Genomic DNA, 22604 nt, shown 5'->3' on the forward strand with positions numbered 1-22604 from the left:
GGATGCTCGGCCTCGCGGCGGTGTTCGTCTTGAGCGCCTGCGGATTACAGTCCGGTAGTGCGGTACCACTGCGGGTGGGTCCCGGCAGTATTCGACCGGTGCCGGCGCTCGAGGGCATCGCGATTACGGTGGGCTCCAAGGACTTCACCGAGCAGAACATCCTCGGCTATATCATCGAATTCGCCCTGTCCGCGGCGGGCGCGCAGGTCCGGGATCTGACGAATATCCAGGGCTCCAACAGTGTTCGCGACGCCCAGCTGCACGGTCAGATCGATATCTCCTACGAATACACCGGCACCGGGTGGATCAACTATCTCGGCAACGAGACACCGGTTCCGGATGAGGTCGGGCAGTTCGAGGCGGTCCGCGATGCGGATCTGGCCGCACACGGCATCGTGTGGACGGATATGGCCCCCATGAACAACACCTACGCGCTGGTGATGAGCGCGGGCACCGCGAAGGAGACCGGTGTTGTCACGCTGTCCGATTACGCCCGATTGATCGCTACCGATCCGGCCGCCGCCGCGACGTGCGTCGGCACCGAATTCAATGTGCGCCAGGACGGATATCCCGGCATGGCGCGCAAATACGGCATCGATATCGGCAAGGTACACAAGCAGATCGTGCAGGATGCGGTGGTCTATCAGGCCACCGCCGATGCCAGGCAATGCCGGTTCGGCTCGGTCGCCGCCACCGACGGCCGGATCCCGGCCCTCGGACTCGTCCTGCTGAAAGACGATCTCGGCTTCTTCCCGAAATACAATGCGGCACTGGTGATGCGGAAGTCCTTCGCCGATGCGCATCCACAGGTCGCCGACATCATGGCACCGATATCGAAGAAGCTGACCAATGCGGCGATCACCGAATTGAATCGCCAGGTCGACGTGGATGGCCGCGAACCGGCCGAGGTGGCTCGGGATTGGATGGTAACGGAGGGTTTCGTCACCGCTCGCTGACGGAAATGATTCTGAGCGTGCACTTTTCGCGTGCACGCTCAGACGGCGTTCGAATCACGCTCGCGGGTCGCGACCCAGGTAGCGCAGCAACTCGGCGACCACCGTGTCATCCGCCGCGCCGTCGACGATCGCGGCATACGCACCCCACTGACGCAGCGGCTCGACGATTTCCGCCTCCGGACCGCCGCCGGGCGCCGGATTCGCGGTCCGCGCGGCGGTGAGCAGGTGACCGGCGAGTTCATCGTGCAACGGCGACGGCTGCCCGGTCGCGATCGCGATATCCCAGGCGTGCACGGCCGCGTCCAGTGCGCACATGACCGCGGCAACCGGGGTCGGCAGCGCACCGTGCGGCAGCGGGGTGGGGACGGTCTCGGTCTCGTCGGTGACCGTGGCCCATGCGATCGCGGTCTGTTCGACCGCATCGCGCACCAACTCGGCGGCCGTACCGTCGATGGCGCCGGACGGTGCGAAGGGGTTGTCGGCGGGGCCGGTTCCGATACCGAGCGCCTCGGCGTAGGCGAGCTGATCGCCCGCCGCGTGCTGAATCACCTGCGTGACATCCCATTCCGAGCACGGCGTCGGCAGCTGCCACTGGTCGTCACGGATACCGGCGACCACATCGGTGAGTGCACGGTAGGAGGTGGCGAGGACATCGCGCCAGACGGGGCGCAGAGTGGCGGTGGCGGCGGTGGTGATGTTCATGGCGGGCCTTTCGGGAGGTACTCGGTCCTTCTTGCTGATGTCACCAAGCCTATGAGTCCATTAGGCTAGTTTCGTTCCTAATACATCGGCTGCATCCAAGAAAATTTCGGGAGGCGACGGTGGCGGCCACCACAACGCGGGTTCTCCGCCTGCTCTCGCTGCTGCAGGACCGCGCGCATACCGGCCGTGAGCTGGCCGAACGGCTCGATATCACGGACCGGACCCTGCGCAATGACATCCAGCGACTGCGCGAACTCGGCTATCCGGTGCATGCCGAGCGGGGTGCGATCGGCGGCTACCGGCTCGGGCGCGGCAGCACCATGCCGCCGCTGCTGCTCGACGACGACGAGGCCGTCGCGGTGGCCGTGGCCATCGGCCTGGCCGAGGACGGCTCCACCGGCATCGCCGATATCACCGACAACGCCGCCCGCGCACTGGCGAAGCTCGAACAGATCCTGCCGAAGCGCCTGCAGCGCAAGGTGACCGCGCTGCGCAACGCGACCGCCATCGGACCGGCGACCACCGGCTCGCGGGAACCGGATGCCCCGGTCCCGGCCGCGATACTGACCACCCTCGCGAGCGCTATCCGCGACGGCGCCACCGTGCGGATCGGTCCGGATCCCGACGCGGACCACGAAATCGAGCCGTACCGACTGATCAATTGGCAGCGCCGCTGGTATCTGGTCGCCTACGACCTCGAAACCCATTCCTGGCGCGCGGTTCCCGTCGCTCGGATACCGCGCGCCGTCGCCGGGACACGCCGCTTCGCCGCACGCGCACTGCCCGATGACGATCTGGTGGCCTTCGTCATGCGCCATATCGCAAGCACAGGTTGGAAAGTGCACGCGCGGGTGACGGTCCTGGCGCCCGCCGAGACGGTGATCGCCCGGATCAACCCGGCCGTCGGCGTTGTCGAGGCCGTCGACGCCACCACCTGCATCCTGCTGACCGGTGCGGATGCGCTGGAGACCATTGCCATCTACCTGAGCATGCTGATGATGGACTTCCGGGTCGACGGCCCGCCGGAACTGGTGGCACACCTGCGCACCCTCGCGCGGCGCTATACCGAGTCGGTGGCACTCGCACCTTAGTGTTATCGAAAGCGTTATCGAACGTCGCGGCAAGGCTTTTGGGGCGAAGTTAGGCTGCTGGACCCGGGTATGTGAACGGGGGGATCAGCTCTTGATCCCAAGGGAATCAGGAGGCATATCACCATGGCGGATACCCGCCCTTCGATCGCCAGCTATCTGCGCGAGCGCCGGGAAGCGGCCGGACTGACCCAGGCCGCGATGGCCGCAGCCACCGGATTCCCGCTGAGGGTGATCGAGGATTTCGAACAGGGCGTTGTCGCACCGACCTCCGCAACGCTGGGCAGCTTGTTCGACGCGCTGGGTGTGCCGATGTACTTCCGTGACCACATCGTGAGCCTCACTCGGGCGAGCCAGTTTCCGGATACCTTCGGCCCCGTCCCCAGCGCACCGCTGCCCAGCGATCTGCGCACCTTGCGCAGCATCGCCCAGCCCGCCTGGTTCCAGCTCGTGCCTACCTTCGATCTGGTCGCCGCGAACTCCGCTTACCTGCGGCTATTTCCCGGGCTCGAGCCCGGCGGCAATATCCTCGAGTGGACGATGCTGAATCCGCAGGCCAGAAAGTCCGTGCACGAGTGGCACAAGGAAGCGCATTTGATGGTCTACGCGCTGCGGATGATGGCGCCGGGCCTGGTGCCGCAGGAGCGGCTCGACAAGATCATCTCCGCCTGCCGAGCGGCGCCGGAGTGGGAGCGGTTGTGGCTCACCGATGTCGCACCGGCCGATATCGCCAGGCCCTGGGTCCATGTGCGCGATCCGGCGCGGCGCGAGCTGCGCCGAATGACATTGAACGTCTTCATGTTCGAATTCCCGCACCGGCCGTGGTGGATGTACACCCTGGTGCCGGTCGACTGAACCGACCCAGCGGCTGAGGTCGGATCGATGACAGCCGACGAGTTTTTCCTCGAGCCCAATATCGGCAAGCCCGGCGCGAAGGTCGGCTACTTCGCGAACTACGCCGTCAACGGCGAATTTCCGGACCGGATCGCGGCACGATTCGCCGAATTCACCGCCGGGCAGGCAAACGACAGGGGGACCGATCCTCGCCGTTGAGGATCGGTCCCGTAGTCGTTCGGTCAGGCGTGCCCGGCCTTATCGGCGGCATCGGCCGCCTTGCGCATCGGAATGATCAGTGTGAGCCCGATGGCGACCAGGGCGGCGGCCGTGGCGATCAGGAAGGTGGTGTGGAAACCGTCGCGTGAGGGCAGTACATGCGTGCCGAGTTGCATTGTCATATGGGCGAGCACCACGCTCATCACCGCCGACGAGGTCGAGGTGCCGATCGAGCGCATCAGCGAATTGAGGCCGTTGGCGGCCGCGGTCTCCGTGAGCGGCACCGCGCCCATGATCAGCGCGGGCATCGCGGCGTAGGCCAGACCGACACCGCCCGCGACGATCATGGCCGCGACCATGAGCTCCCACACGCTGTTCATCAGCACCACGGCACATAGATAGCCGATCGCGATCACCGCCGAACCGAGCGCCAGCGTGACCTTCGGGCCGCGTGCCGCCGACAGCCGCGCCGACACCGGCGACAACAGGATCATCACGAACCCCGTTGGGGCCAGCGCCAATCCGGCGTTGACCATGGAAAGACCGAAGCCGTATCCGGTCTGCTCCGGTGCCATCATCAGCTGCGGGAAGGTCAACGACATGCCGTAGAGCGCGAATCCGACCGCGATGGAAGCGGCGTTGGTGAACAGTACCCGCGGCCGCGCCGACACCCGCAGGTCGACCAGCGGCGAGCGCCGCTTCAGTTCGTAGTAGCCCCAAACGAGGAATACCACCGCCGACAGCGCGAACAGGCCGAGAATGCTCGCACTGCCCCAACCCCAGTCCGCGCCCTTGGTGATCGGAATCAGCAGGGCCAGCAACGCAATCGACAGCCCGACCGCGCCACCGAAATCGAAACGCGCGGGCGTGCGCACCGGCGACTCCGGCACGAAGACGAAAACCAGTGCGGCGCAGACCACACCGAGTCCGGCCGCGGTCCAGAACAGCATGTGCCAGTCCGCATTCTGCGCGATGGCCGCCGCCAGCGGCAGGCCGAGCGCACCGCCGACACCGAGCGTGGCACTCATGATCGCCATTGCCGAACCCACCTTCTCGGCGGGCAATTCATCACGCATGATGCTGATACCGAGCGGGATCGCGCCGACCGCCGCACCCTGCAGCGAGCGTCCGATGATTTCGGGAACCAGCGAGGAGAACAGTCCACACACCACCGAACCGGCGACCAGCGACACCAGATTGGCGAACAGCACCCGGCGCTTGCCGAACATATCGCCGAGTCGGCCACTGATCGGGGTCGCCACCGCACCGGCCAGCAGGGTCGCGGTGATCACCCAGGACGCATTGGACGCCGAGGTGTCCAGCAGCGTCGGCAGGGTGGGAATGATCGGAATGACCAGCGTCTGCATCAGCGATACGACGACACCGACCATGCCGAGGGTCGCGATGAGCAGGCCGGATGCGGGACGGCGCCGGGCGTCGTTCTCGGTGACGGTCGAAGACGCGTCGACTGCTACAGTCATGGATATGTACGGTACATATCGTATGTATCGTGCACAATTTGCCATCGACGTGATTCAGCCGACATAGTGTGGGCCATGTCCGAATCAGGTCCCGAGGATGCCGAAGCGCTCGCCCGCCTCGTCTTCGAGTTGACCCTGCTCTCCCGGCACTTTCCGGCCTCGCTGCTGCGGCGGCCCGGATTCCAGCTCGACCGGTCGGCATATCTGATCCTGACCAGACTGGAAATGGCTGCCCCGCTCAGCCTGCGCGAGCTGTCGGAGGCGTTCCAGCTCGATATCTCGACCATCAACCGGCAGGTCGCCGCGATGCTGAAGCAGGAGCTGGTCGAGCGCGTCCCCGATCCGGACGGCGGCATCGCCCGCAAGATCCGGGCCAGCGCCAAGGGCCTGGAATTGGTGGCCGCCGATCGCGAGCAGAGTCACGAGGGCATCGGCGCGGTCGTGGCCGACTGGACGGCCGCCGATATCACGCAGTTGAGCGGGCTCATCTCCCGGTTCAACATGTCGATAGAGCATCTCGAGGAGAATCCGTGGCCGCGCCCGCCCGCCGCCCGGTAGTCCGCCGAGTGGCGCGGCACCCGCGCGATCAGGCAATATCGCTACGGTGAGGTTCGGATTCGGGGTGGTCGCGGCGTCACTGTTCGTGGCGTCGCCGCTCGCCGTCGGCTGTGGACTCGATACCGAGGCCGACGAATGGGACGGCTGGACGGTAACGGTGTACTACACCGCGGTCGAGTCCTATCACTCCGGACCACTCGAAACCGTAAGCGGCTGCAGCGATCTCGAATGCACCGATGCCGATGTCGAAATCGGTACACTACCAGAGGATTTCATCGAGCTAGTGCGCGATGAGGGCACCGGCCGGATCACCAGCGGCGGACACGCGGGGCAATATCTGAACTGGTCCTACGATGTCGGCTTCTGGCTCGACACCGAACCGCGTGACACCCGGGGCGAGGCGCTGCATCCGTTCGAGAGTGCCGCCGCGGACGACATCGAACCTGGAACTCGATTGCGGCTCAGCGATTGTGGGGGCACCGGGCGCGAATCCGACAGCGCATGTGGCAGATTCAGTGCGGCAACCTGGACGATCGGCGACGAGTTCACGCCGGGACTCGGCGGCCCACGGCATCTGGACCTCTACATCGGTGAGGAAAATTCCGAAAGTTTCACCGAGGGACCGGATTTCGTGACATTCACCGGTGCGACGCTCGAACCCGTCGACTGACCCGCGTCGAAATACACCCCGGGGGTAATGCCGTAGCAACGCCGGAACCAGCGGGTCAGATGGGCTTGATCGGCGAATCCGGCCTCGATCGCCGCCTCGCTGATCGGTCGGCCCGCGGCGATCAGTCTGCGCGCCGTGCGCAACCGGAGCAACCTTTGGTAATCGCTCGGCGCCAGACCGTAATTGGCACGGAAGGCGCGGTACAGCGCGAATCTGCTGCAATCGGCGGCCTCGGCCAGATCGTCCATGGAGATGGGGTCGAGATAGCGGTCGTGCAGTACCCCGCGGACTCGCCGGGCGATATCGGCGGCCGAACCGGCGGGTACCTCAGCGGTTCTCGTCGGCATTCGGGTACCGCGCTGCACCAGTGCCGCGACCGAGGCGGCCAATGCCTCGTCGGCAGCGAGTTCGGTGGCCGGGCCGATCAGACTCGCGCAAAGCCGGCCGAGTGCGGCGGTCAGCACCGGATCCCGGAGCACCGGGTCGGTGAACAACGGCAGACCGGTCGGACGGCCCGCGCGGTCGGAGAGCAGATCGGTGATCAGCTCGGATCCGATATGCGCGATCCAATAGGTGAAGCCGAGTTCGGTCGTGCTGTGACCGTCGTGCGGCTCGTCCGGATTGAAGGCCATCACCATGCCCGCGGCGCTGGTGCGCGTCTCGCCACGGCAGTCGAAGGTCTGCGCGCCGAATTCGGTCAGTCCGAACGAGTACGTCTCGTGGCTGTGCAGGTCGTAAACGTGCCGTTCGAAATGCGCATGCATGACCTCGACCGGGCGGTCCGCCATCCGCCGGTAGTCGACCCATTCGTGCTCGGTCACCTCTCCATTGTCGCCGCACCAGCGTTCAATACTCGGACGCGGCCCCCACCGATGATCGACCTGTGCGTATCCGATTGCTATTGGTCCTGGTCATGGCGCTGTGGGGCAGTGCGTTCGCCTCTTCGAAGCTTGCGGTGAACGAGGTGCCGCACACGGTTGCCGGATTTCTACGGTTCCTGATCGGCACGGTCGTGCTGCTCATTGTGCTGCGGGCGCCGCGCCTGCCCGCCGCTGATGCCGCGCGTGCGGCCGGGCTCGGGCTGGTCGGCGTATTCGGCTACAACTTTCTGTTCTTCCTGGGGCTGGCCCTCGCCCCCGCGGCGGACGGCAGCGTGATCGTCCCGATGGCCGCCCCGATTTTCACGGTCGCGGTGACCGCCTTGCTCGGCCGCGCCCGATTGTCTCGCATCCGAATGGTCGGGCTGACCGTGGCCATCGCCGGTGCGGGCGTGTTCTTCCTCGGCATTCCCGCGACCGGATCCCATCGACTACTCGGCGATCTGGTCTTTGTCGCGGCGGCGGCCTGCTGGGCCGGTTACACGATGCTCGGGGCGCCCCTGTTGGCGCGGCTGTCCGCCCCGACCGTCACCGTGTATGCCACTGCCGCGGGCACCTGCGCGCTCGGACTCGTCGCCGCTCCCGAACTGCCCGCTGTCCGGTGGTCCGAACTGAACCTCGAATTCTGGCTCAATCAGGCCTATCTCGGCGTACTGCCCACCGCCCTGGCGTATGTCCTCTACTACCGCGCGGTGGGGCAGGTCGGCCCGGCCACCGCGGCTGCGGCGATGTTCCTCGTGCCCGCCTTCGGTCTCAGCTGCGCATGGCTGTTGCTCGGCGAGTCCATCTCGTCGACGCAGGCGCTCGGCGCCGCACTGATGTTCGTCGGTGCGTGGCTGAATACTCGCGCCGAAGCGCCGCGCGAAACGCGGCCGCCCGCACCGCAGCCCGTTGACGTGCGTTCCTGAGGTTTGGATGGCCGCGGGCGAGCCATCAGCAACTCGCCGATCCGGCCGTCGTCCACGCGGGTAACGGTGGGCCATAATCGCGCCGCGCACGAGATCGCGGTCCGGCGCACCGATACCCGAATCTCCACCGAGGACATGCGAGTCACGGTGGTGCGGTACGCGAGTTGTTTCGATGAGCTGCTCGAAGGTGCGGCGGACGACAATAGGGAGGCGAGATGAGGAAGACGGAGCCCGGCCGACATCGGAGTCTGGAAGCCGGAGTGCCAGAGCGAGTTTCGCCGACTGCCCCGGAGTGAGACCGACACCGATTCGGAGGAGGAAGGCAACACCGGCGAACCGTGGCCGGCATCGCACAACTACCGCGTCTTCGTCGACCAGTTGGTAACCACCGGGACATAATTCACAGCGCCGCGCACCTGGTTTCGTGCCGCGCATGAATGTGCGGAGCGAATGCGTGCGCGGCATACGAAAACGTGCGCGGCGCGCGAATAGATGGGCGGCAGCAACGCAATGTCGGCCACCGTCGCGTGGGTGCGGCGGTGCACATAGGCTTGCGCTGTGGTTTCCGGGCGTGCAGTGGTCGACGGGCGTTTCGAGTTGCTCGAGCCGCTCGGTAGCGGCGGGATGGGGACGGTGTGGCGTGCGTATGATCTCGCGCTACATCGTGAGGTCGCGCTCAAGGAGGTGCGGGCGGAGACCGATGGGAAAAGGTCACCCGAAGTGCATCGCGAGCGGGTGCTGCGGGAGGCCAGGGCGCTGGCTCGGATCGGTCATCCGAATGTCGTCGCCATCCACCACATCGTGGATTCACCCGAGGTGACACATCCGTGGATCGTCATGGAACTGGTTCGCGGACGGAGTCTCGCCGATCATCTCGCGGCTGGACCGATGCCGCCCACCCAGGTGGCACACCTCGGCCGCGGCATTCTCGCCGCCCTCCGCGCCGCACATCAAGTGGGTGTACTGCACCGCGATATCAAACCGGCGAATGTGCTACTGCGCGAAGACGGCTCACCGGTCTTGACCGACTTCGGTATCGCGGCGATCAACGGCATGAACGGCCTGACCTCCACCGGCAGTGTGGTCGGCTCGCTGGATTATGTTGCGCCGGAACGGCTCAGCGGGCAGGAGGGGCAAACGGCCTCCGATCTGTGGTCGTTCGGTCTGCTGCTGTATGTCGCCGTGGAAGGGTTTCACCCGATGCGGCGGGAGTCGACCGTTGCCACGCTGGCGGCCGTCATCAGCGGTGCGGTTCCGCGGCCGCAGCAGGCGGGGGTGCTGACCGCGGTCTTGACGGCGCTGCTGGTGCCTGATCCGAACCGGCGGCCGACTGCCGAGCAGGTGGATCTGATGCTTGCGCAGGCGGTTGGGTTTGCCGGTGCACCGGGCATGTTCGATGCGGCTGGGGCGGGGGCATTTGGCGGACCCGGCGGGTTCGGTACTCCCGGCGCGGCCGACGCGCCGGGCGGATTCAGCGCGCTGAGCACGGGAAGTGCACCTGACGGATTCGGTACGCCCAGCGCAGGCAGAACACCTGACGGATTCGGCACACCTGGCGCAGCCACCACTCCTGGCACATTCGATACGCCGGCCGCAGCCAACGCACCAGACAGCTTCAAAACACCGGCCGCAGCCAGCACACCCGACGCCGGCAACGTCACCGGCAGACTCGGCACACCGGACGCAGCCAACACACCCGACGGATTCCATACACCCGGCGCAACCACCACTCCTGGCACATTCGATACACCGGCCGCAGCCAACACACCCGACGCCGGCAACGTCACCGGCAGATTCGGCACACCGGACGCAGGCAACACACCCGGCGGATTCAATACACCCGGCGCAGCAAACACTCCTGGCGCATTCGATACGCCGGCCGCAGCCAACACACCCGACGCAGGCAACACACCCGGCGGATTCAATACACCTGGCGCAACCACCACTCCTGGCATATTCGATACGCCAGACTCAGCCCGCACCCCCGGCGCATTCAACACACCGGGCGCAAGCGGATTCAACACCCCCGCCGCATTCAACACACCGGGCGCAAGCGGATTCAACACCCCCGCCGCATTCAACACACCCGGCGCAAGCGGATTCAACACCCCCGCCACATTCAACACACCCGCGACCAGCACACCCGGCGCAGCCAGCGCATTTGGCGGATTCAACACGCCCGGTGTCGTCGGCACACCCGGCGGATTCCATACACCCGGCGCAGGCGCACCTCGTGCGTTCAATACGCCCAACGCAACGGTCCCCCTTGGCGCAGGCGAGCACCGCGGATCCAGCGGCATGGCACCCAACGCAATATCCGCGCCGTATCGGTATGACTCCACGAATCCCCCTGCACGCAAACCACTCTCACGTGGGATCGGCATCGGCCTCGCGGCGGTCGCGGTCGTCACCGCGGTTGTCGCCACGATAGTGATCGTGGCCCTACGCCCCGATTCGAGCGGCAACCAGGCCATTGCGAGCAATCCACCCGTGACCAATGAGTCCCCCGCCACCAGCCGAGCCGTGAGCCCGACATCCGGCACACCCGTGACCGGCAAACCCGTCGACCTGCTGACCCCGACCGGCATCCGACAGGCCATCACCGCACTCGAAAAGGTATCCGGCGGCGAAGAATTCAACGAAGCGACGTTCTATCCGACTTACGCCAACGTCGGCGCCCCGGTCAAAAACAAACCCGACCTCTACGATCTCTTCGTCTACCGCGACGGCACAGCCACCAGAAAGGGCGCAGGCGGCCCGCTCTCGGACAAATCCACCGTGAAGCTTAGTTCGATCAACTGGGATATCCTCCCCGACCTTCTCCGCACCGCCGACGAAAGCCTCGGCATACCCACCCCAACGCTGCGCTACGTGATCGTCGACCCCTCCTGGACGTTCAACAACAACCAACCGACGGTCATGGTCTACCTGACCGACGACTACGGCGGCGCTTACCTGGCCGCCAACCCCGACGGCACCGTAGTAACCAAATACCCCCGAGGCCGCTGAACCGCGCCCCGTGAAACTCCGATCAATTCAATCTTGCCGCACGAAAGCACCATGCACCCAAACAAAATCAGGTGCGGCAGTGGAATTCGACGATATCAAGTATTCATACGAGGAATAACGCACCGCCCATCTCGCCCAATGGTCCCGATCACCATGCCGTCCGACAATGTGCAGAAACTACCGATGGCAACGCACTCGCCACGAGTATTCACCACCATATTGTCCCCACAGGGTGTACCGGGATCATTCGGATCAGCCTGCGCACTCACCGGAGACAGCACCGCAGCAGTCACAGCGGCGGCAGCTACAACAAAAACCGAAAAACGAGACATGATCAGTCCTATAAGTCGATAACAGCCCCGAGCCTTGCTCTTTCACACCGCCCTATCGGCAACATCCCGCACCGATAAAACCACTCTGACCAGCACAATCCTACTCGCGCGCCCCCGCGTTGCGCACACACCGACACCACCCCTCGAATACACACCGTGCCCGCACCACTTCGAATTCACCCCTCGCCATACCGGGCACCCCGTGTAACAGCCAGGCACCCCGTATAGCGGGTGCCCGGCTGCTACACGGGGTGCCCGGTATCGTCGAGATGGCGTCCTTCGAGGTTCGCGGCTGAGCCACATTGCTGATCCGGCAACGCTTTTCGCATTTGGCCGATCACCAGGACGCGGTCGGGGTTGAGTGGTTGTGGATTTCGAATGGATTCGGGCGATACACCTCAGCGGAACTGGCGTTCTCGTGTCGGATGCTCCTGCGCCGAGGTCGTCGGACTGCGGATTGATTCGAGGGGGCTCCGGAGCGGACCGTCGTCGAGTTCGCGGCATTCGACTTCAACGTGACGTCAAGAAGTACCGAATCATACTGTGGTGCATCAGCTTTCAGCTTCGGCTCCGGATCACCGCGGCACCGCCGAGATCGCAACCGGGTGCGACCTAGTCTGCTGCCTGGTCGGTTATGGCCAGGACGACGTTTTCGAGGGCATCCGCTGTTCGATCGAGGGGGCGGGTGCTGCGCTCGGCTCGGCACATGGCGACTGTGCCTTCGATGGCGGCGACGATGAGGGTAGCGGTTCGGTCGGCGGCAGCGGGTGTTGCGCCGTGCGCGCGGAGGGATTCGGCGAGTAGCTCGGTCCAATGGTTGAAGGCCGCGGCCGCCGCGCGGCGGGGTTCGTCGGCGTCCGGCTGGTCTTCGACCGAGACGGCCAGTACCGGGCATCCGGCGCGAAATCCGCTGTCCACCACCACTTTTCGCCATATGTCCACAAAAGCGCGTAGTCCGGCAACGGGACCGGCGGGGAGTTCCTCGACTAGTTTGCGCGCCGCCAAGGCGTCGGCGAAGCGGACCGCTTCGGCGGCGAGCTGAGATTTGCCACCGGGGAAGTAGTGGTAGGTCGAGCCGAGGGGCGCGCCGGAGTGCTTGGCCAGTTCCCGAACGCTGGTCGCGTTCAGCCCGCGTCGGCGCAGCATATCGGCCGCACCGGCCACCATCCGATCTCGCGCGTCCGACTGCGCCATCGCATCTCCCTTGCCCATAACGACTGTCATAGCGTACCGTGCACGACATATAACAGTCGTTATAACGGAGGTGTTCCCGATGCCGATGATCCAGCTCACCCTGCCCGAAGGCGTCTTGTCCGCCGAGACCCGCGCAACGTTGCAGCAGACACTGTCCGCAACCTTGCTGAAGTGGGAAGGCGCACCCGACACCGCGTTCTTCCGCGCGCAGGCGTGGTGCCGCATCGACGAAGTGCCAGGCGGCGGCTTCCGCAGCGCCGAGGACGACCTACCGCGCTTCCGGATCGATATCACCGTGCCGGCGGGTGCGCTATCCGATCGACGCAAGGAAGGCCTGATCAAGGCGGCGACCGCCGACATGCTGGCAACCGCCGGGCTCGGCGCCGAGGACGGGCTGCGGGTCTGGGTGCTCATCCACGAGCAGCCCGAGGGCACCTGGGGCGCGGCGGGCACCGTCGTGCGCTTCGCCGAACTGAAGGCGCTCGCGGCACAGGTGCGCGGCTGATGCGGGAGCTGAACTTCCTGCGCACCAACCACCTCGAGTGGCGCGAGCGGCCCGATCCGGTCCTGACCGATGCGCGGGATGCGATCGTGCGCCCATTCGTCGCCGGCCGCTGCGACGGTGACACGCTGCCCATCCACCGCCACGTCTCCCGCGCCATGCAACTGGGCATCCGAGCCGGACTGATCGACCCCGTCGTCTCCGGCATCTGCGGACCGGTCCCATTCCAGGGCCCATTCGGCATCGGTCATGAATGCGTCGCCGAGGTACTCGAAATCGGTTCGGGCGTAACCGGGCTCACGCGCGGCGACTTCGTCGTCGTGCCGTGGGCGGTGTCGTGCGGTGAGTGCCTCGAATGCCTGCGCGGGCTCACCGCGAAATGCACTACCACCCGCACCGGCCCGCTGGCCGCCTTCGGATTCGGACCCGCAAGCGGACCGTGGGGCGGCATGGTAGCCGACCGCCTGCGCATCCCCTATGCCGACCACATGCTCGTGCGCCTGCCCGCCGGACTCGATCCACTTCGGGTCGCCGCCGCCAGCGACAACCTCGCCGACGCGTGGCGCTGCGTCGTTGCGCCCCTGGCCGAACGACCCGGCGGATCGGTGCTCATCCTCGGTGGCGCGGCCCAGAGCATCGGCCTCTACGCCGCCGGACTGGCCGTCGCACACGGTGCCGAGGTCGTCGACTACGTCGATCATCGGTCCGAACGTCTCGCGATCGCCGAAAAGCTCGGTGCCCGAGCACATCCGGTCAAGAAGGGAAAGCTACGCCGGGCGGATCTGCCATCGCGCCGCTACGACATCGTCGTCGAGGGAACGTCCAGCAGTGCCGGTGTCGACGCAGCCCTGCGCGCACTGGAACCCGGTGGAATCTGCACCCCGGTCGGCTACTACCTCCCGCCGGGCACGAAGGTGCCGCTGATGCACATGTACGCAAACGACGCGACCTTGAAAATCGGTGTCTCCCAGGTGCGTCCGGTCCTACCGGCCCTGCTGGAGTTCGTCGCGCGCACGGGTTTCCCCGCCGAAACCGTCACCACCCTGCTCGCCGACTGGGACGACGCTCCCAACGCCTATCGAGCCCACACCACCAAACTCGTTCTGCACCGGCCACCGCTCGGCGTCGACTGACCACACCATCTGGGCCGGGAAGTGGAAGGCCGGGGCGATCCAAGGGGACGGCGCCGGAGATGTCGTGCACACAAGGCTTGACCATACACATGCCACTGGATGTATGGTCTAGCTCGGTTGGCCGGATCGAAGGAAGACAATGACCGCAACTCCACCACGCCCCAGGCAACTCGACTCGCCGGTTTTGCCGAAGATCTTCAAATACATGGGCAAGACCCAGGTTTGGGTCTACAAACGCACAGGTGGACGCATCGGCGGAAAATGGCGCATCGGCGCCGGATTCCGCAAACCGGTACCAACGCTGCTGCTCGAACATCGAGGCCGGAAATCCGGCACCACCTACACCACGCCACTGCTCTACATCACCGATGGCGCCGACACAATCATTGTCGCGTCCCAGGGCGGACGCGCCGAACACCCGCAGTGGTACCGCAACTTGTTTGCCGACCCCGACACCCACATCCAGATCGGGCGCGAACGCCATGCCGTGCGCGCGGTTACCGCCGACGCGCAACAGCGCGCTCGTCTATGGCCGAGACTGGTCGACGCCTACCAAGCATGGACCGAGCGCGAAATCCCGGTCATCCTGCTCCACCCCCACACCGCCCACGACTGACCGAAGCGATCCGGATGCACCGCACTGCCGGGTGCAACCGAAAGTTCTTCGGTGTCAGCATGATCGGCTTTTCCGGAATTGATGAGAACGGTTTCGGCGCCGGCCCGCCGATTCGCCGCGGGCAATCTTGCCGTGAAAACCCCGAGGCGCTGGCGGACCTACACCTCGTTCAGCGGCAACCCATCGTTCGAGGTGCCCGCCGGCTCCCAACTGAAAGCCACCGTCAGCCTGGGCCGCGTCCTGCGTGCGGGCGAACCGCGCCGTTGTCGACGCGGGGTTCGCGCATGCGGGAGGCGTGCAGGCTACGCGATGTCAACGCTGCTCTGGTTCCTTGCCCGCCGGGGCCCGACCCCGGCCGGTCGGCGGTATACGCCCCGGTTGCTTCGCCCGGATCACGTCGCGTCACGCCGGTCTCGCCCCGGGCCGCGTCATCCGCACGATCGTTCCTCGATTACGGCATGGACCTGCGCTGACTGCACGATGGCATAATCGATGCCGCCCCTGGTCGGCAGCACATACGACGCCTTGTGGTCCAGGCCGTCGTACGAACCATCGGCGCGCGCTGCACATGATCCACGATGAACCCGACACGACGCTGCGGTATCTCCAGACGTTCCTCGGCGACACACCGCAGCCGAGCTCTACCGCGCCACACCCTAGGAGCCCACAGCGGGCTGGCCTGCACAAGCGCAGGCAGTACCTAGAGATTCGCGGAATCAGGCAGGTCGATACTCCCGACGAAAGGAATCTCATGAAGTTCGCAGTCATCGGCGGCACCGGACTGATCGGATCTCAGGTCGTCAAGAATCTCAACGCCGCCGGACATGAGGCGGTACCGCACTCGCATTCCACCGGGGTCGATGTCATCAGCGGCAAGGGACTCGACGAAGCGCTGGCCGGCGCCGACGGCATCGTCAACTTGACCAATTCCCCGACCTTCGACGAAACCTCCCTCACCTTCTTCCAGACCTCGATGGACAACCTGCTGACCGCCGCCCAGAAGGGGGGCGTCGGCCATTTCGTGATCCTCTCGATCGTCGGCGCGGAGCTGGTGCCTGAGCTGGACTACTACCGAGCCAAGGTGCTCCAGGAGAACATCCTGGCGGCTGGGCCGATCCCCTACTCCATCGTTCGAGCGACGCAGTTCATGGAGTTCATCGACGCCGTCCTCTCCTGGACCACCGACGGTGACACTGTCAGGTTGCCCGCCACACCGATCCAGCCGATCGCCGCAAAGGACGTCGCCGCCGCGGTAGCAGAGGTCGCCGCAGGTGCCCCGTTGAACGGCGTTCGCAAAATCGCCGGGCCCGAGATCTTCGCCCTGGATGAACTGGGCCGAATCACCCTGTCCTATCAGGGCGACAACCGTACCGTCGTCACCGACCCCACCGCCGGCATGTTCGCCGCCGTCAAGGGTGACGTCCTCACCGACAAGGACGCCCACCTAGCCCCCACCCGTTACGCCGACTGGCTCTCCTGACCCGCGCGCAGCCCAGGCGCGCCGACCGCGAAGAGCCAAGCCCCAGCGTTCGGCTCATACAACGCCACCAGCCCGTCGACGTCGCCCGCGTCGGCGCGCTCGATGAAGTACCTGCCCAGGTCATTCGGCTCGGTGGCGACTTTCTGGTGCTGCTGCTGGGCCAGCACGGACGGCCGTCCGCGGCCGCGCTGGCCCGCGAGCTGGAGGTATCCACTCGTACGGTGCTGCGCGACATCGAGGCGCTGTCCGCAGCCGGCGTCCCGGTCTACGCCGAACGCGGGCGGCACGGCGGTTTCGCATTGTTACCCGGTTTCCAGACCGAGCTCACCGGGCTGAACCACGACGAGGCGCTTGCCCTGCTGGTCGCCGGATCACGGCGCGGCGCACAGGCATTCGGCCTCGGCTCGGCGCTCGCTTCGGCCATGCGCAAGGTGGTCGACGCACTACCCGAAAGCTATCGGGCCACCGCGGCCGGCGCGGCCCAGCGATTGCTTATCGACCCGGAGACCGACCTCCTCTCGCGCCGACTGGTTGCCGAGGAGGTGCCCGACGCCGTAGTGACCGAGGTCCGGCGCGCGGTTTTCGCCGGACACAAGCTGCGCATTCACTACGCGGCGGTGGACCAGACCCCGGAGTGGCGCACGGTGGACCCGATCGGCCTTGTGCGGCGCGGTTCGGAATGGCTACGCCGCCGATCAGCGAAAACGACTGAGCCCCACCAGGATCGCCGGATGTGGCTCAGCAGAGTCGCTACCAGCAGCGATACACGAGCTGCCTGGCAGACACTGATCCGCTACACATCGAATCTGAACTCGACCCACTTGACATCGACCAGAAACCGTGAGCCAACGATCTCGTCCCTCCGTTCGACGAACGATGAATAGCGCTGGCATGCAACCACTTCCGACGCCCCGCCGCCAACACGGGGCTACCCGGCCTGGCCGAGTCAAGTCCCGAAGCCGAATAACCTCTGGCCACAGTGAAGCGTTCGAGTTCGGTGTAGGCCTGACGGACCTGCGTCAACGGGTAGACGTTCGCGATCGGGACTGCGAGGTGTCCGGCGGCGATCAGGCCGGCGAGTTCGGCGAGCACCTCGGCGGCCGGCCTGTTCTTGGTTCCGGGTTCGGTTTTGACCCCGTACTTTGCGGCTGCTGCGAAATCGGTGATGGTGTCGATTCGCTCGGGTGCCACGCCGAGAGCGAAGGCCAGTTCGACGTACCCGTCGCCGTAGGTGTCGATGAAGGCATGGATGCCGTTGGGTGCAGCGGCCTCGAGCCGGTCCATGACGCCGTCACCGTATGCGACGGGGATGACGCCGTGGCTTTGCAGCCACTCGTGGTCACCAGGGCACGGTTCCGGCGTCGTCGAAGAATCCGCCGGTCGGTCCGTCGTCGGGCAGGGTCGCGAGCCGAATCGCGATCGCCGCCCCTTGTTGTGGTGTGCGGACGCCTCGGAAACCGTTGAGGTCGGTGGCGGTGAAGCCGGGGCAGCCGGAGTTGATCAGGATGTTGGTGTCGCTCAGTTCCTTGACGTATTGGATGGTGACGGCGTTGAGGAAGGCCTTCGACGCCGCGTACGCAGTGGGAAGCGGGCCCATGTCGATGCCGGGCGTGGTCTGCAGGGCGAGCGAGCCGACGCTGCTGGACATGTTGACGATGCGCGGTGAAGCCGAGCCGCGCAGCATGGGCAGCATCGCGTTGGTGACCCGGATGACGCCGATCACGTTGGTTTCCACGACAGTTCGCACGGTCGCGGGATCGAGCGTGGTGGGTGTCTGCGGCATAGCGCCGGTGATCGCGGCATTGTTGACCAAGACGTCGAGCCCTCCGGCGTGGTCGGCGATCAGCTCGGCCGCGGCGGCGACACTCGCGTCGTCGTCCACGTCGAGCGGCACGCCGAACGCATCGGTCCCGGCCGCGCACAACTTCTCCACCGCGGTCTCGCGGCGTTGCCGATCCCTCGCGCCCACACCGACTCGCCAGCCGAGGGCGCCCAGGCCCGCCGCGATCTCGTATCCGATTCCTTTGTTCGCGCCGGTCACCAGCACGATCGTCGATTCACTCATGCCGTCGATCATGCTGCGGACTCGGGTGGGGCTTCCAAGACCGATCGGGTGGACGACGATACCGCACGGGTATTGGCCGTGGTAAGCGCCGGATACGATGACATGGTGGAGACGCGGGAGTTGCGATACTTTGTCGCCGTCGCCGAGGAGTTGCACTTCGGGCGGGCGGCACAACGGCTCGCGATGGCGCAACCACCGCTGTCGCGGGCGATCCAGCAGCTGGAACGGCGACTCGGAGTCGTTCTGCTGTACCGCGGTTCGCGCGCGATCACGTTGACCAAGGCCGGGTCGGTGCTGCTGCGGGAGGCCCGGCTCGCTCTCGAAGCGGTCGAAGCCGCCGAGCGCCGCACCCGCCGCGCCGCTGCCGACCGGCCCGGCGTGGTGCTGGCCACCAAGGCAGGAGCGTCGAGCGAACTGTTGTCGAAGCTGCTGGACGCCTACGCCACCGAACCCGGCGCTGTCACCGTCGAGGTGGTGCTGTGCGGGCCTGGCGAAGCGGAAAGCATGCTACGCAACGGAAGTGCCGACGTCGCTCTACTCCACCGGCCCTACGACACGACGACCGGATTCGACACCGAGGACCTGCACACCGAACAGCAGGTCGTGGTCCTGCCCGCCGGGCACCCCCTCGCCAACCGACCCCACCTATCGACGGCCGAGGTCAACGCCCTGACGGACCTGCCCCTGCCGCGCTGGCCTCGACCGGATGGAACTTATCCGGACGGCCCCGGCCCGCAGGTTCGCGACCATACCCAGCTGACCCAGCTGATCAGGCTCGGACGGGCCTGCGCGGTCATGCCCGAGTCGCTCCGCGCCCAGCTACGCGACGATCACGCCATCGTGCCGGTGCCGGACGCACCGGCCGTCACGACCGTCATAGCCTGGCCACCACACAGCAGATCCAAAGCCATCGCCGACCTCGTCCGCACGGCGACACGCCTCTAGCCGACAACATCCGCAAATGCCGCATGTCGCGCTGTTAGAAGCGGCCAGGGCCGAACCTGCTCGGCCGCAGCGCACGACCCAGGAAGAGATCCGCCACGTTGAACAAAACGGTCACGCTGCAATGACCACCAGAAAAAACGGCTGAGCCCCACCCGGTTCCGGGTGGGGCTCAGCCGGCTCGCGGGCTTCTCACCAGCCCACAAGCGCTACTTGCTCTTGGACGGTGACGCTATTCCGGTTCGGAACTCGACTACGTCGCCGTCGGCCATGACGTAGTCCTTGCCTTCCATGCGGACCTTGCCCGCGGCTTTGGCGGCGGCCATGGAGCCTGCTGCGATGAGGTCGTCGTAGGCGACCACTTCGGCCTTGATGAAGCCGCGTTCGAAGTCGGTGTGGATGACGCCGGCGGCCTTGGGGGCGGTGTCGCCCTGGTGGATTGTCCAGGCGCGGGCCTCTTTCGGACCGGCGGTGAGGTAGGTCTGCAGACCGAGGGTGTGGAAACCGGTGCGGGCCAAGGCGTGCAGGCCCGGCTCGGATTGGCCGATCGACTCCAACAACTCCAGGGCGGATTCGTCGTCGAGCTCGAGGAGTTCGGCTTCGACCTTGGCGTCGAGGAAAACCGAATCCGCCGGTGCGACAGCGGCTTTCAGTTCGGCGACCTTGGTTTCGTCGGTGAGTACCGACTCGTCGGCGTTGAAGACGTAGAGGAACGGTTTGCTGGTGAGCAGCGAAAGTTCTTTCAGCAGTTCGCCATCCAGTTCGGCGCGCGCGGAGAAGAGCGTCTTGCCGCTGTCGAGCACTTCCTGGGCGGCCTTGGCCGCGTCGAGCAGCGGTTTGCGGTCCTTCTTGACCTTGGCTTCCTTCTCCAGCCGCGGGATCGCCTTCTCCAGCGTCTGCATATCGGCGATGATCAGCTCGGTCTCGATCACCTCGATATCGGCGAGCGGGTCGACGCGCCCGTCGACGTGCACCACGTCATCGTCGGCGAAGACGCGCACCACCTGGCAGATGGCATCCGCCTCGCGGATATTGGCGAGGAATTTATTGCCGAGTCCCGCGCCCTCGGACGCACCCTTCACAATGCCCGCGATATCGACGAACGACACCACGGCGGGCAGGATGCGCTGGGAACCGAAGATCTCGGCCAGCTTGTCCAGTCGCGGGTCGGGCAGCGGAACCACCCCGACATTCGGCTCGATCGTCGCGAACGGATAGTTCGCGGCCAGCACGTCGTTCTTGGTCAGCGCATTGAACAGCGTCGACTTTCCGACATTGGGCAGGCCGACGATTCCGAGGGTGAGACTCACGCGGCTACCTCGCTTCGCTCGGCAGCCGCGTACGTCTCGGACGCTGTGTTGAATGGTTCGCTCGCACGCTCGCTCACGAGAATGAGAGTCTACGCGGCGCGACATCGGCCTTCCGCAGCGCCCGACCGGGCGAGGCGCTGACGTGCGCTAGCCACGAGCGAGGTCTTGCCGATACCAACGTCTTGATCCTCATCGACGCGGTCGACCCCGACGAGCTGCCTGCCGAGATCCTCATCAGCTCGATGACGATGGCAGAACTCACCGCCGGACCGCATTTCACAACAGACCCAGGCGAACGTGCCCGACGAATCGAACGTGTGCAAAACGCGGAGGCACTGTTCGAGCCGCTGCCATTCGACACTCGCGCGGCCCGCCGCTACGGCCACGTCGCTGCGGCAGTGCTCGCAGCGGGGCGAAATCCGAAACCGCGCAGGATTGATCTGATGATCGCGGCAATCGCCTCCGCGCACGAGCTGCCGCTTTTCACCGTCGACCCAGCGGACTTCGTCGGACTCGAGGATCTGGTGACGCTGTCGCCGGTCACGCACCCAGACGCACGCTAATGCGTCACGGGATCAGGATGACCTTGCCGAGGTTCGAGCGGTCCTCGATGACGGCGTGCGCCTCGGCGGCGTCTTCCAGCGGGAACTCCGCGTGCACAATCGGGCGGAGCAGGCCGGAGGCGAAGTATTGCCAGAGTTCTTGGCGCCAGTGTTCGTACAGGTCCGGGGAGTTGCGGGCAATGCGGGCCATTTGGAAGCCGATGACCGATTTCGCACCGACGAGCAGGTCGTAGGCCTGGATGGTGCCGCCGCCCGAACTGTAAGCGACGAGTCGGCCGCCGGGGGCCAGCGCGGCGATGGCCGGTGCGAGCAGGTCGCCACCGACCGCGTCGAGGACGTAGTCGACCGGCGCACCCCAGGATTCCTGGTCGTAGGCGACTACCTCGTCGGCACCGAGATCGCGCAGGAAGTCGGCCTTGGCGAGGTCCGATACCGCCGCAACCACACGCGCGGCGCCGCGCACCCGCGCCAACTGCAGGGCGAGGTGGCCGACGCCGCTGGCGGCGGCGGTGATCAGGGCAGACTCGTCCGGCTCGGGATTCGCGGCATCGAGGGCACCCAGTGCGACCAAACCGCTGCGGACCAATGCGACCGCATCGACGGCGGAGGCGCCGTCGGGAATCGGCGAGGCCATCGCGGCCGATAGCAGTGCGTAATCGGCGTAGCCGTGGCCGAAGACCAATCCGGTCACCCGGTAGCCGGGCATACAGCTGGTCACGCCCTCCCCGACCGCGACCACCTCGCCCGCGACCTCGCCGCCCAGGGCGATCGGCTCCCGCGGCTCACGCACCTTGCGAACCACCGGCAGGGTGACACCAATCGCCTCGACCCGGACCAGCAGTTCACCCGGGCCGGGCGTCGGCACCTCGGCCGATACGACCTCGAGTACCTCTGGACCACCGCTGCGCTGGTATTGCACCCGCCGCATAACACCTCCAAAATCCTTAGGAGCGGTAACGGTAGCCCGGCGCTGCGACAACGCCCATCTATTTACCGCGCCGAGTGCGGAATCTCACCGCTGCGGCGGGTCGGGATGCGAGGCGCTCTCGTCGGACTAGCCGAGTCCACGCACGACGCGGGGTGTCGGCGAGTTCGTCCACCGAACTGTGCGCGCATCGCAGCTCATCGGCCGACCGGCGAAACGCTCTCACCGAACCGCTGTCG

24 protein-coding genes and 1 pseudogene are annotated in these 22604 nt (G+C 66.0%); 16 read left to right on the forward strand and 9 right to left on the reverse strand.

Annotated features, from left to right (window positions below; translation table 11 throughout):
* The first annotated feature begins 2 nt into the window (after positions 1–2).
* Entirely contained in the window at positions 3–956 is a 954-nt protein-coding gene (locus AB0L58_RS09590; protein WP_364384556.1) for a glycine betaine ABC transporter substrate-binding protein, read from the forward strand.
* 54 nt (positions 957–1010) lie between these two features.
* Here AB0L58_RS09590 and AB0L58_RS09595 read toward each other — a convergent pair whose 3' ends face one another.
* A complete protein-coding gene (locus AB0L58_RS09595) occupies positions 1011–1658 on the reverse strand; it encodes a TIGR03086 family metal-binding protein (RefSeq protein WP_364383822.1) in 648 nt (215 codons plus the stop codon).
* A gap of 119 nt (positions 1659–1777) precedes the next feature.
* On the opposite strand from AB0L58_RS09595, the gene AB0L58_RS09600 reads away from it, so the two are divergent.
* The 3 genes from AB0L58_RS09600 (at position 1778) to AB0L58_RS09610 (ending at position 3799) form a co-directional block, all read left to right on the forward strand.
* The gene (locus AB0L58_RS09600) at positions 1778–2749 is read left to right on the forward strand and encodes a WYL domain-containing protein (RefSeq protein ID WP_364383825.1); all 972 of its coding nucleotides are present in this window, start codon (positions 1778–1780) and stop codon (positions 2747–2749) included.
* A gap of 123 nt (positions 2750–2872) precedes the next feature.
* Complete coding sequence (locus AB0L58_RS09605) at positions 2873–3601, forward strand: helix-turn-helix domain-containing protein (protein WP_364383827.1); 729 nt, start codon at positions 2873–2875, stop codon at positions 3599–3601.
* A 27-nt stretch (positions 3602–3628) separates the two neighbouring features.
* A complete protein-coding gene (locus tag AB0L58_RS09610) occupies positions 3629–3799 on the forward strand; it encodes a hypothetical protein (protein ID WP_364383830.1) in 171 nt (56 codons plus the stop codon).
* A gap of 23 nt (positions 3800–3822) precedes the next feature.
* Here AB0L58_RS09610 and AB0L58_RS09615 read toward each other — a convergent pair whose 3' ends face one another.
* Positions 3823–5280, reverse strand: a complete 1458-nt coding sequence (locus AB0L58_RS09615) for an MFS transporter (protein WP_364383832.1) — start codon at positions 5278–5280, stop codon at positions 3823–3825.
* A 75-nt stretch (positions 5281–5355) separates the two neighbouring features.
* On the opposite strand from AB0L58_RS09615, the gene AB0L58_RS09620 reads away from it, so the two are divergent.
* Both AB0L58_RS09620 and AB0L58_RS09625 read left to right on the forward strand, forming a co-directional pair.
* Positions 5356–5838, forward strand: a complete 483-nt coding sequence (locus AB0L58_RS09620; RefSeq protein ID WP_364383834.1) for a MarR family transcriptional regulator — start codon at positions 5356–5358, stop codon at positions 5836–5838.
* 46 nt (positions 5839–5884) lie between these two features.
* The gene (locus AB0L58_RS09625; RefSeq protein WP_364383836.1) at positions 5885–6508 is read left to right on the forward strand and encodes a hypothetical protein; all 624 of its coding nucleotides are present in this window, start codon (positions 5885–5887) and stop codon (positions 6506–6508) included.
* Here the strand turns inward: AB0L58_RS09625 and AB0L58_RS09630 are convergent.
* The gene (locus AB0L58_RS09630; protein ID WP_364383839.1) at positions 6421–7329 is read right to left on the reverse strand and encodes an AraC family transcriptional regulator; all 909 of its coding nucleotides are present in this window, start codon (positions 7327–7329) and stop codon (positions 6421–6423) included. The two genes, AB0L58_RS09625 and AB0L58_RS09630, sit on opposite strands and share 88 nt — an antisense overlap.
* Before the next feature lie 62 nt (positions 7330–7391).
* Between AB0L58_RS09630 and AB0L58_RS09635 the strand changes: the two genes are divergently transcribed.
* From AB0L58_RS09635 to AB0L58_RS09645, 3 genes are all read left to right on the forward strand, one after another.
* The gene (locus AB0L58_RS09635) at positions 7392–8294 is read left to right on the forward strand and encodes a DMT family transporter (RefSeq protein WP_364383842.1); all 903 of its coding nucleotides are present in this window, start codon (positions 7392–7394) and stop codon (positions 8292–8294) included.
* A 66-nt stretch (positions 8295–8360) separates the two neighbouring features.
* On the forward strand, positions 8361–8513 hold the full coding sequence (locus AB0L58_RS09640) for a hypothetical protein (RefSeq protein WP_364383845.1): 153 nt from the start codon (positions 8361–8363) through the stop codon (positions 8511–8513).
* A gap of 339 nt (positions 8514–8852) precedes the next feature.
* The gene (locus AB0L58_RS09645; RefSeq protein WP_364383848.1) at positions 8853–11303 is read left to right on the forward strand and encodes a protein kinase; all 2451 of its coding nucleotides are present in this window, start codon (positions 8853–8855) and stop codon (positions 11301–11303) included.
* A 944-nt stretch (positions 11304–12247) separates the two neighbouring features.
* On the opposite strand, the gene AB0L58_RS09650 is transcribed toward AB0L58_RS09645, so the two are convergent.
* Positions 12248–12829 carry a TetR family transcriptional regulator gene (locus AB0L58_RS09650; protein ID WP_364383852.1) on the reverse strand — a complete coding sequence of 194 codons (582 nt, stop codon included), beginning with the start codon at positions 12827–12829 and terminating at the stop codon, positions 12248–12250.
* Between the two features lie 79 nt (positions 12830–12908).
* Here AB0L58_RS09650 and AB0L58_RS09655 point away from each other — a divergent pair, with 79 nt between their 5' ends.
* The 4 genes from AB0L58_RS09655 to AB0L58_RS09670 all read left to right on the forward strand — a co-directional run bounded on the left by AB0L58_RS09655 (position 12909) and on the right by AB0L58_RS09670 (position 16560).
* Positions 12909–13334 (forward strand): tautomerase family protein, encoded by a 426-nt coding sequence (locus AB0L58_RS09655; protein ID WP_364383855.1) that lies wholly within the window; start codon positions 12909–12911, stop codon positions 13332–13334.
* On the forward strand, positions 13334–14464 hold the full coding sequence (locus AB0L58_RS09660; protein WP_364383858.1) for an alcohol dehydrogenase catalytic domain-containing protein: 1131 nt from the start codon (positions 13334–13336) through the stop codon (positions 14462–14464). The genes AB0L58_RS09655 and AB0L58_RS09660 overlap by 1 nt, the downstream gene beginning before the upstream one ends.
* 139 nt (positions 14465–14603) lie before the next feature.
* Positions 14604–15080 (forward strand): nitroreductase/quinone reductase family protein, encoded by a 477-nt coding sequence (locus AB0L58_RS09665; RefSeq protein WP_364383861.1) that lies wholly within the window; start codon positions 14604–14606, stop codon positions 15078–15080.
* 751 nt (positions 15081–15831) lie between these two features.
* Positions 15832–16560 (forward strand): SDR family oxidoreductase, encoded by a 729-nt coding sequence (locus AB0L58_RS09670; protein ID WP_364383864.1) that lies wholly within the window; start codon positions 15832–15834, stop codon positions 16558–16560.
* Here AB0L58_RS09670 and AB0L58_RS09675 read toward each other — a convergent pair.
* Positions 16539–16727 (reverse strand): hypothetical protein, encoded by a 189-nt coding sequence (locus tag AB0L58_RS09675; protein ID WP_364383867.1) that lies wholly within the window; start codon positions 16725–16727, stop codon positions 16539–16541. The two genes, AB0L58_RS09670 and AB0L58_RS09675, sit on opposite strands and share 22 nt — an antisense overlap.
* On the opposite strand from AB0L58_RS09675, the pseudogene AB0L58_RS09680 reads away from it, so the two are divergent.
* Positions 16707–17246 (forward strand): annotated as a pseudogene (locus tag AB0L58_RS09680) (HTH domain-containing protein); the annotation flags it as partial. The gene AB0L58_RS09675 and the pseudogene AB0L58_RS09680 overlap by 21 nt on opposite strands.
* A gap of 64 nt (positions 17247–17310) precedes the next feature.
* Here AB0L58_RS09680 and AB0L58_RS09685 read toward each other — a convergent pair.
* Together AB0L58_RS09685 and AB0L58_RS09690 are read right to left on the reverse strand one after the other, a co-directional pair.
* The gene (locus AB0L58_RS09685; RefSeq protein WP_364383870.1) at positions 17311–17844 is read right to left on the reverse strand and encodes a zinc-binding dehydrogenase; all 534 of its coding nucleotides are present in this window, start codon (positions 17842–17844) and stop codon (positions 17311–17313) included.
* Positions 17845–17899: 55 nt separating this feature from the next.
* The gene (locus AB0L58_RS09690; protein WP_364383873.1) at positions 17900–18625 is read right to left on the reverse strand and encodes an SDR family NAD(P)-dependent oxidoreductase; all 726 of its coding nucleotides are present in this window, start codon (positions 18623–18625) and stop codon (positions 17900–17902) included.
* Between the two features lie 48 nt (positions 18626–18673).
* Between AB0L58_RS09690 and AB0L58_RS09695 the strand changes: the two genes are divergently transcribed.
* On the forward strand, positions 18674–19570 hold the full coding sequence (locus tag AB0L58_RS09695; protein WP_364383876.1) for a LysR family transcriptional regulator: 897 nt from the start codon (positions 18674–18676) through the stop codon (positions 19568–19570).
* Between the two features lie 206 nt (positions 19571–19776).
* Here AB0L58_RS09695 and ychF read toward each other — a convergent pair whose 3' ends face one another.
* Positions 19777–20877 carry a redox-regulated ATPase YchF gene (ychF, locus tag AB0L58_RS09700; RefSeq protein WP_364383880.1) on the reverse strand — a complete coding sequence of 367 codons (1101 nt, stop codon included), beginning with the start codon at positions 20875–20877 and terminating at the stop codon, positions 19777–19779.
* A gap of 182 nt (positions 20878–21059) precedes the next feature.
* Between ychF and AB0L58_RS09705 the strand changes: the two genes are divergently transcribed.
* Positions 21060–21440, forward strand: a complete 381-nt coding sequence (locus AB0L58_RS09705; RefSeq protein ID WP_364383883.1) for a type II toxin-antitoxin system VapC family toxin — start codon at positions 21060–21062, stop codon at positions 21438–21440.
* A gap of 4 nt (positions 21441–21444) precedes the next feature.
* On the opposite strand, the gene AB0L58_RS09710 is transcribed toward AB0L58_RS09705, so the two are convergent.
* A complete protein-coding gene (locus tag AB0L58_RS09710; protein ID WP_364383886.1) occupies positions 21445–22368 on the reverse strand; it encodes a zinc-binding dehydrogenase in 924 nt (307 codons plus the stop codon).
* Positions 22369–22604: the final 236 nt, after the last annotated feature.

The sequence above is a fragment of the Nocardia sp. NPDC052112 genome, from assembly GCF_040680135.1.
Taxonomy (GTDB): Bacteria; Actinomycetota; Actinomycetes; order Mycobacteriales; family Mycobacteriaceae; genus Nocardia.

Coding starts and splice junctions, on each gene's coding strand:
- AB0L58_RS09590 (WP_364384556.1), top strand. CDS start 3: ATGCTCGGCCTCGCGGCGGTGTTCGTCTTGAGCGCCTGCGGATTACAG.
- AB0L58_RS09595 (WP_364383822.1), bottom strand. CDS start 1,658: ATGAACATCACCACCGCCGCCACCGCCACTCTGCGCCCCGTCTGGCGC.
- AB0L58_RS09605 (WP_364383827.1), top strand. CDS start 2,873: ATGGCGGATACCCGCCCTTCGATCGCCAGCTATCTGCGCGAGCGCCGG.
- AB0L58_RS09610 (WP_364383830.1), top strand. CDS start 3,629: ATGACAGCCGACGAGTTTTTCCTCGAGCCCAATATCGGCAAGCCCGGC.
- AB0L58_RS09615 (WP_364383832.1), bottom strand. CDS start 5,280: ATGACTGTAGCAGTCGACGCGTCTTCGACCGTCACCGAGAACGACGCC.
- AB0L58_RS09620 (WP_364383834.1), top strand. CDS start 5,356: ATGTCCGAATCAGGTCCCGAGGATGCCGAAGCGCTCGCCCGCCTCGTC.
- AB0L58_RS09650 (WP_364383852.1), bottom strand. CDS start 12,829: ATGGCGCAGTCGGACGCGCGAGATCGGATGGTGGCCGGTGCGGCCGAT.
- AB0L58_RS09655 (WP_364383855.1), top strand. CDS start 12,909: ATGCCGATGATCCAGCTCACCCTGCCCGAAGGCGTCTTGTCCGCCGAG.
- AB0L58_RS09660 (WP_364383858.1), top strand. CDS start 13,334: ATGCGGGAGCTGAACTTCCTGCGCACCAACCACCTCGAGTGGCGCGAG.
- AB0L58_RS09665 (WP_364383861.1), top strand. CDS start 14,604: ATGACCGCAACTCCACCACGCCCCAGGCAACTCGACTCGCCGGTTTTG.
- AB0L58_RS09670 (WP_364383864.1), top strand. CDS start 15,832: ATGAAGTTCGCAGTCATCGGCGGCACCGGACTGATCGGATCTCAGGTC.
- AB0L58_RS09685 (WP_364383870.1), bottom strand. CDS start 17,844: ATGGACCGGCTCGAGGCCGCTGCACCCAACGGCATCCATGCCTTCATC.
- AB0L58_RS09690 (WP_364383873.1), bottom strand. CDS start 18,625: ATGAGTGAATCGACGATCGTGCTGGTGACCGGCGCGAACAAAGGAATC.
- AB0L58_RS09710 (WP_364383886.1), bottom strand. CDS start 22,368: ATGCGGCGGGTGCAATACCAGCGCAGCGGTGGTCCAGAGGTACTCGAG.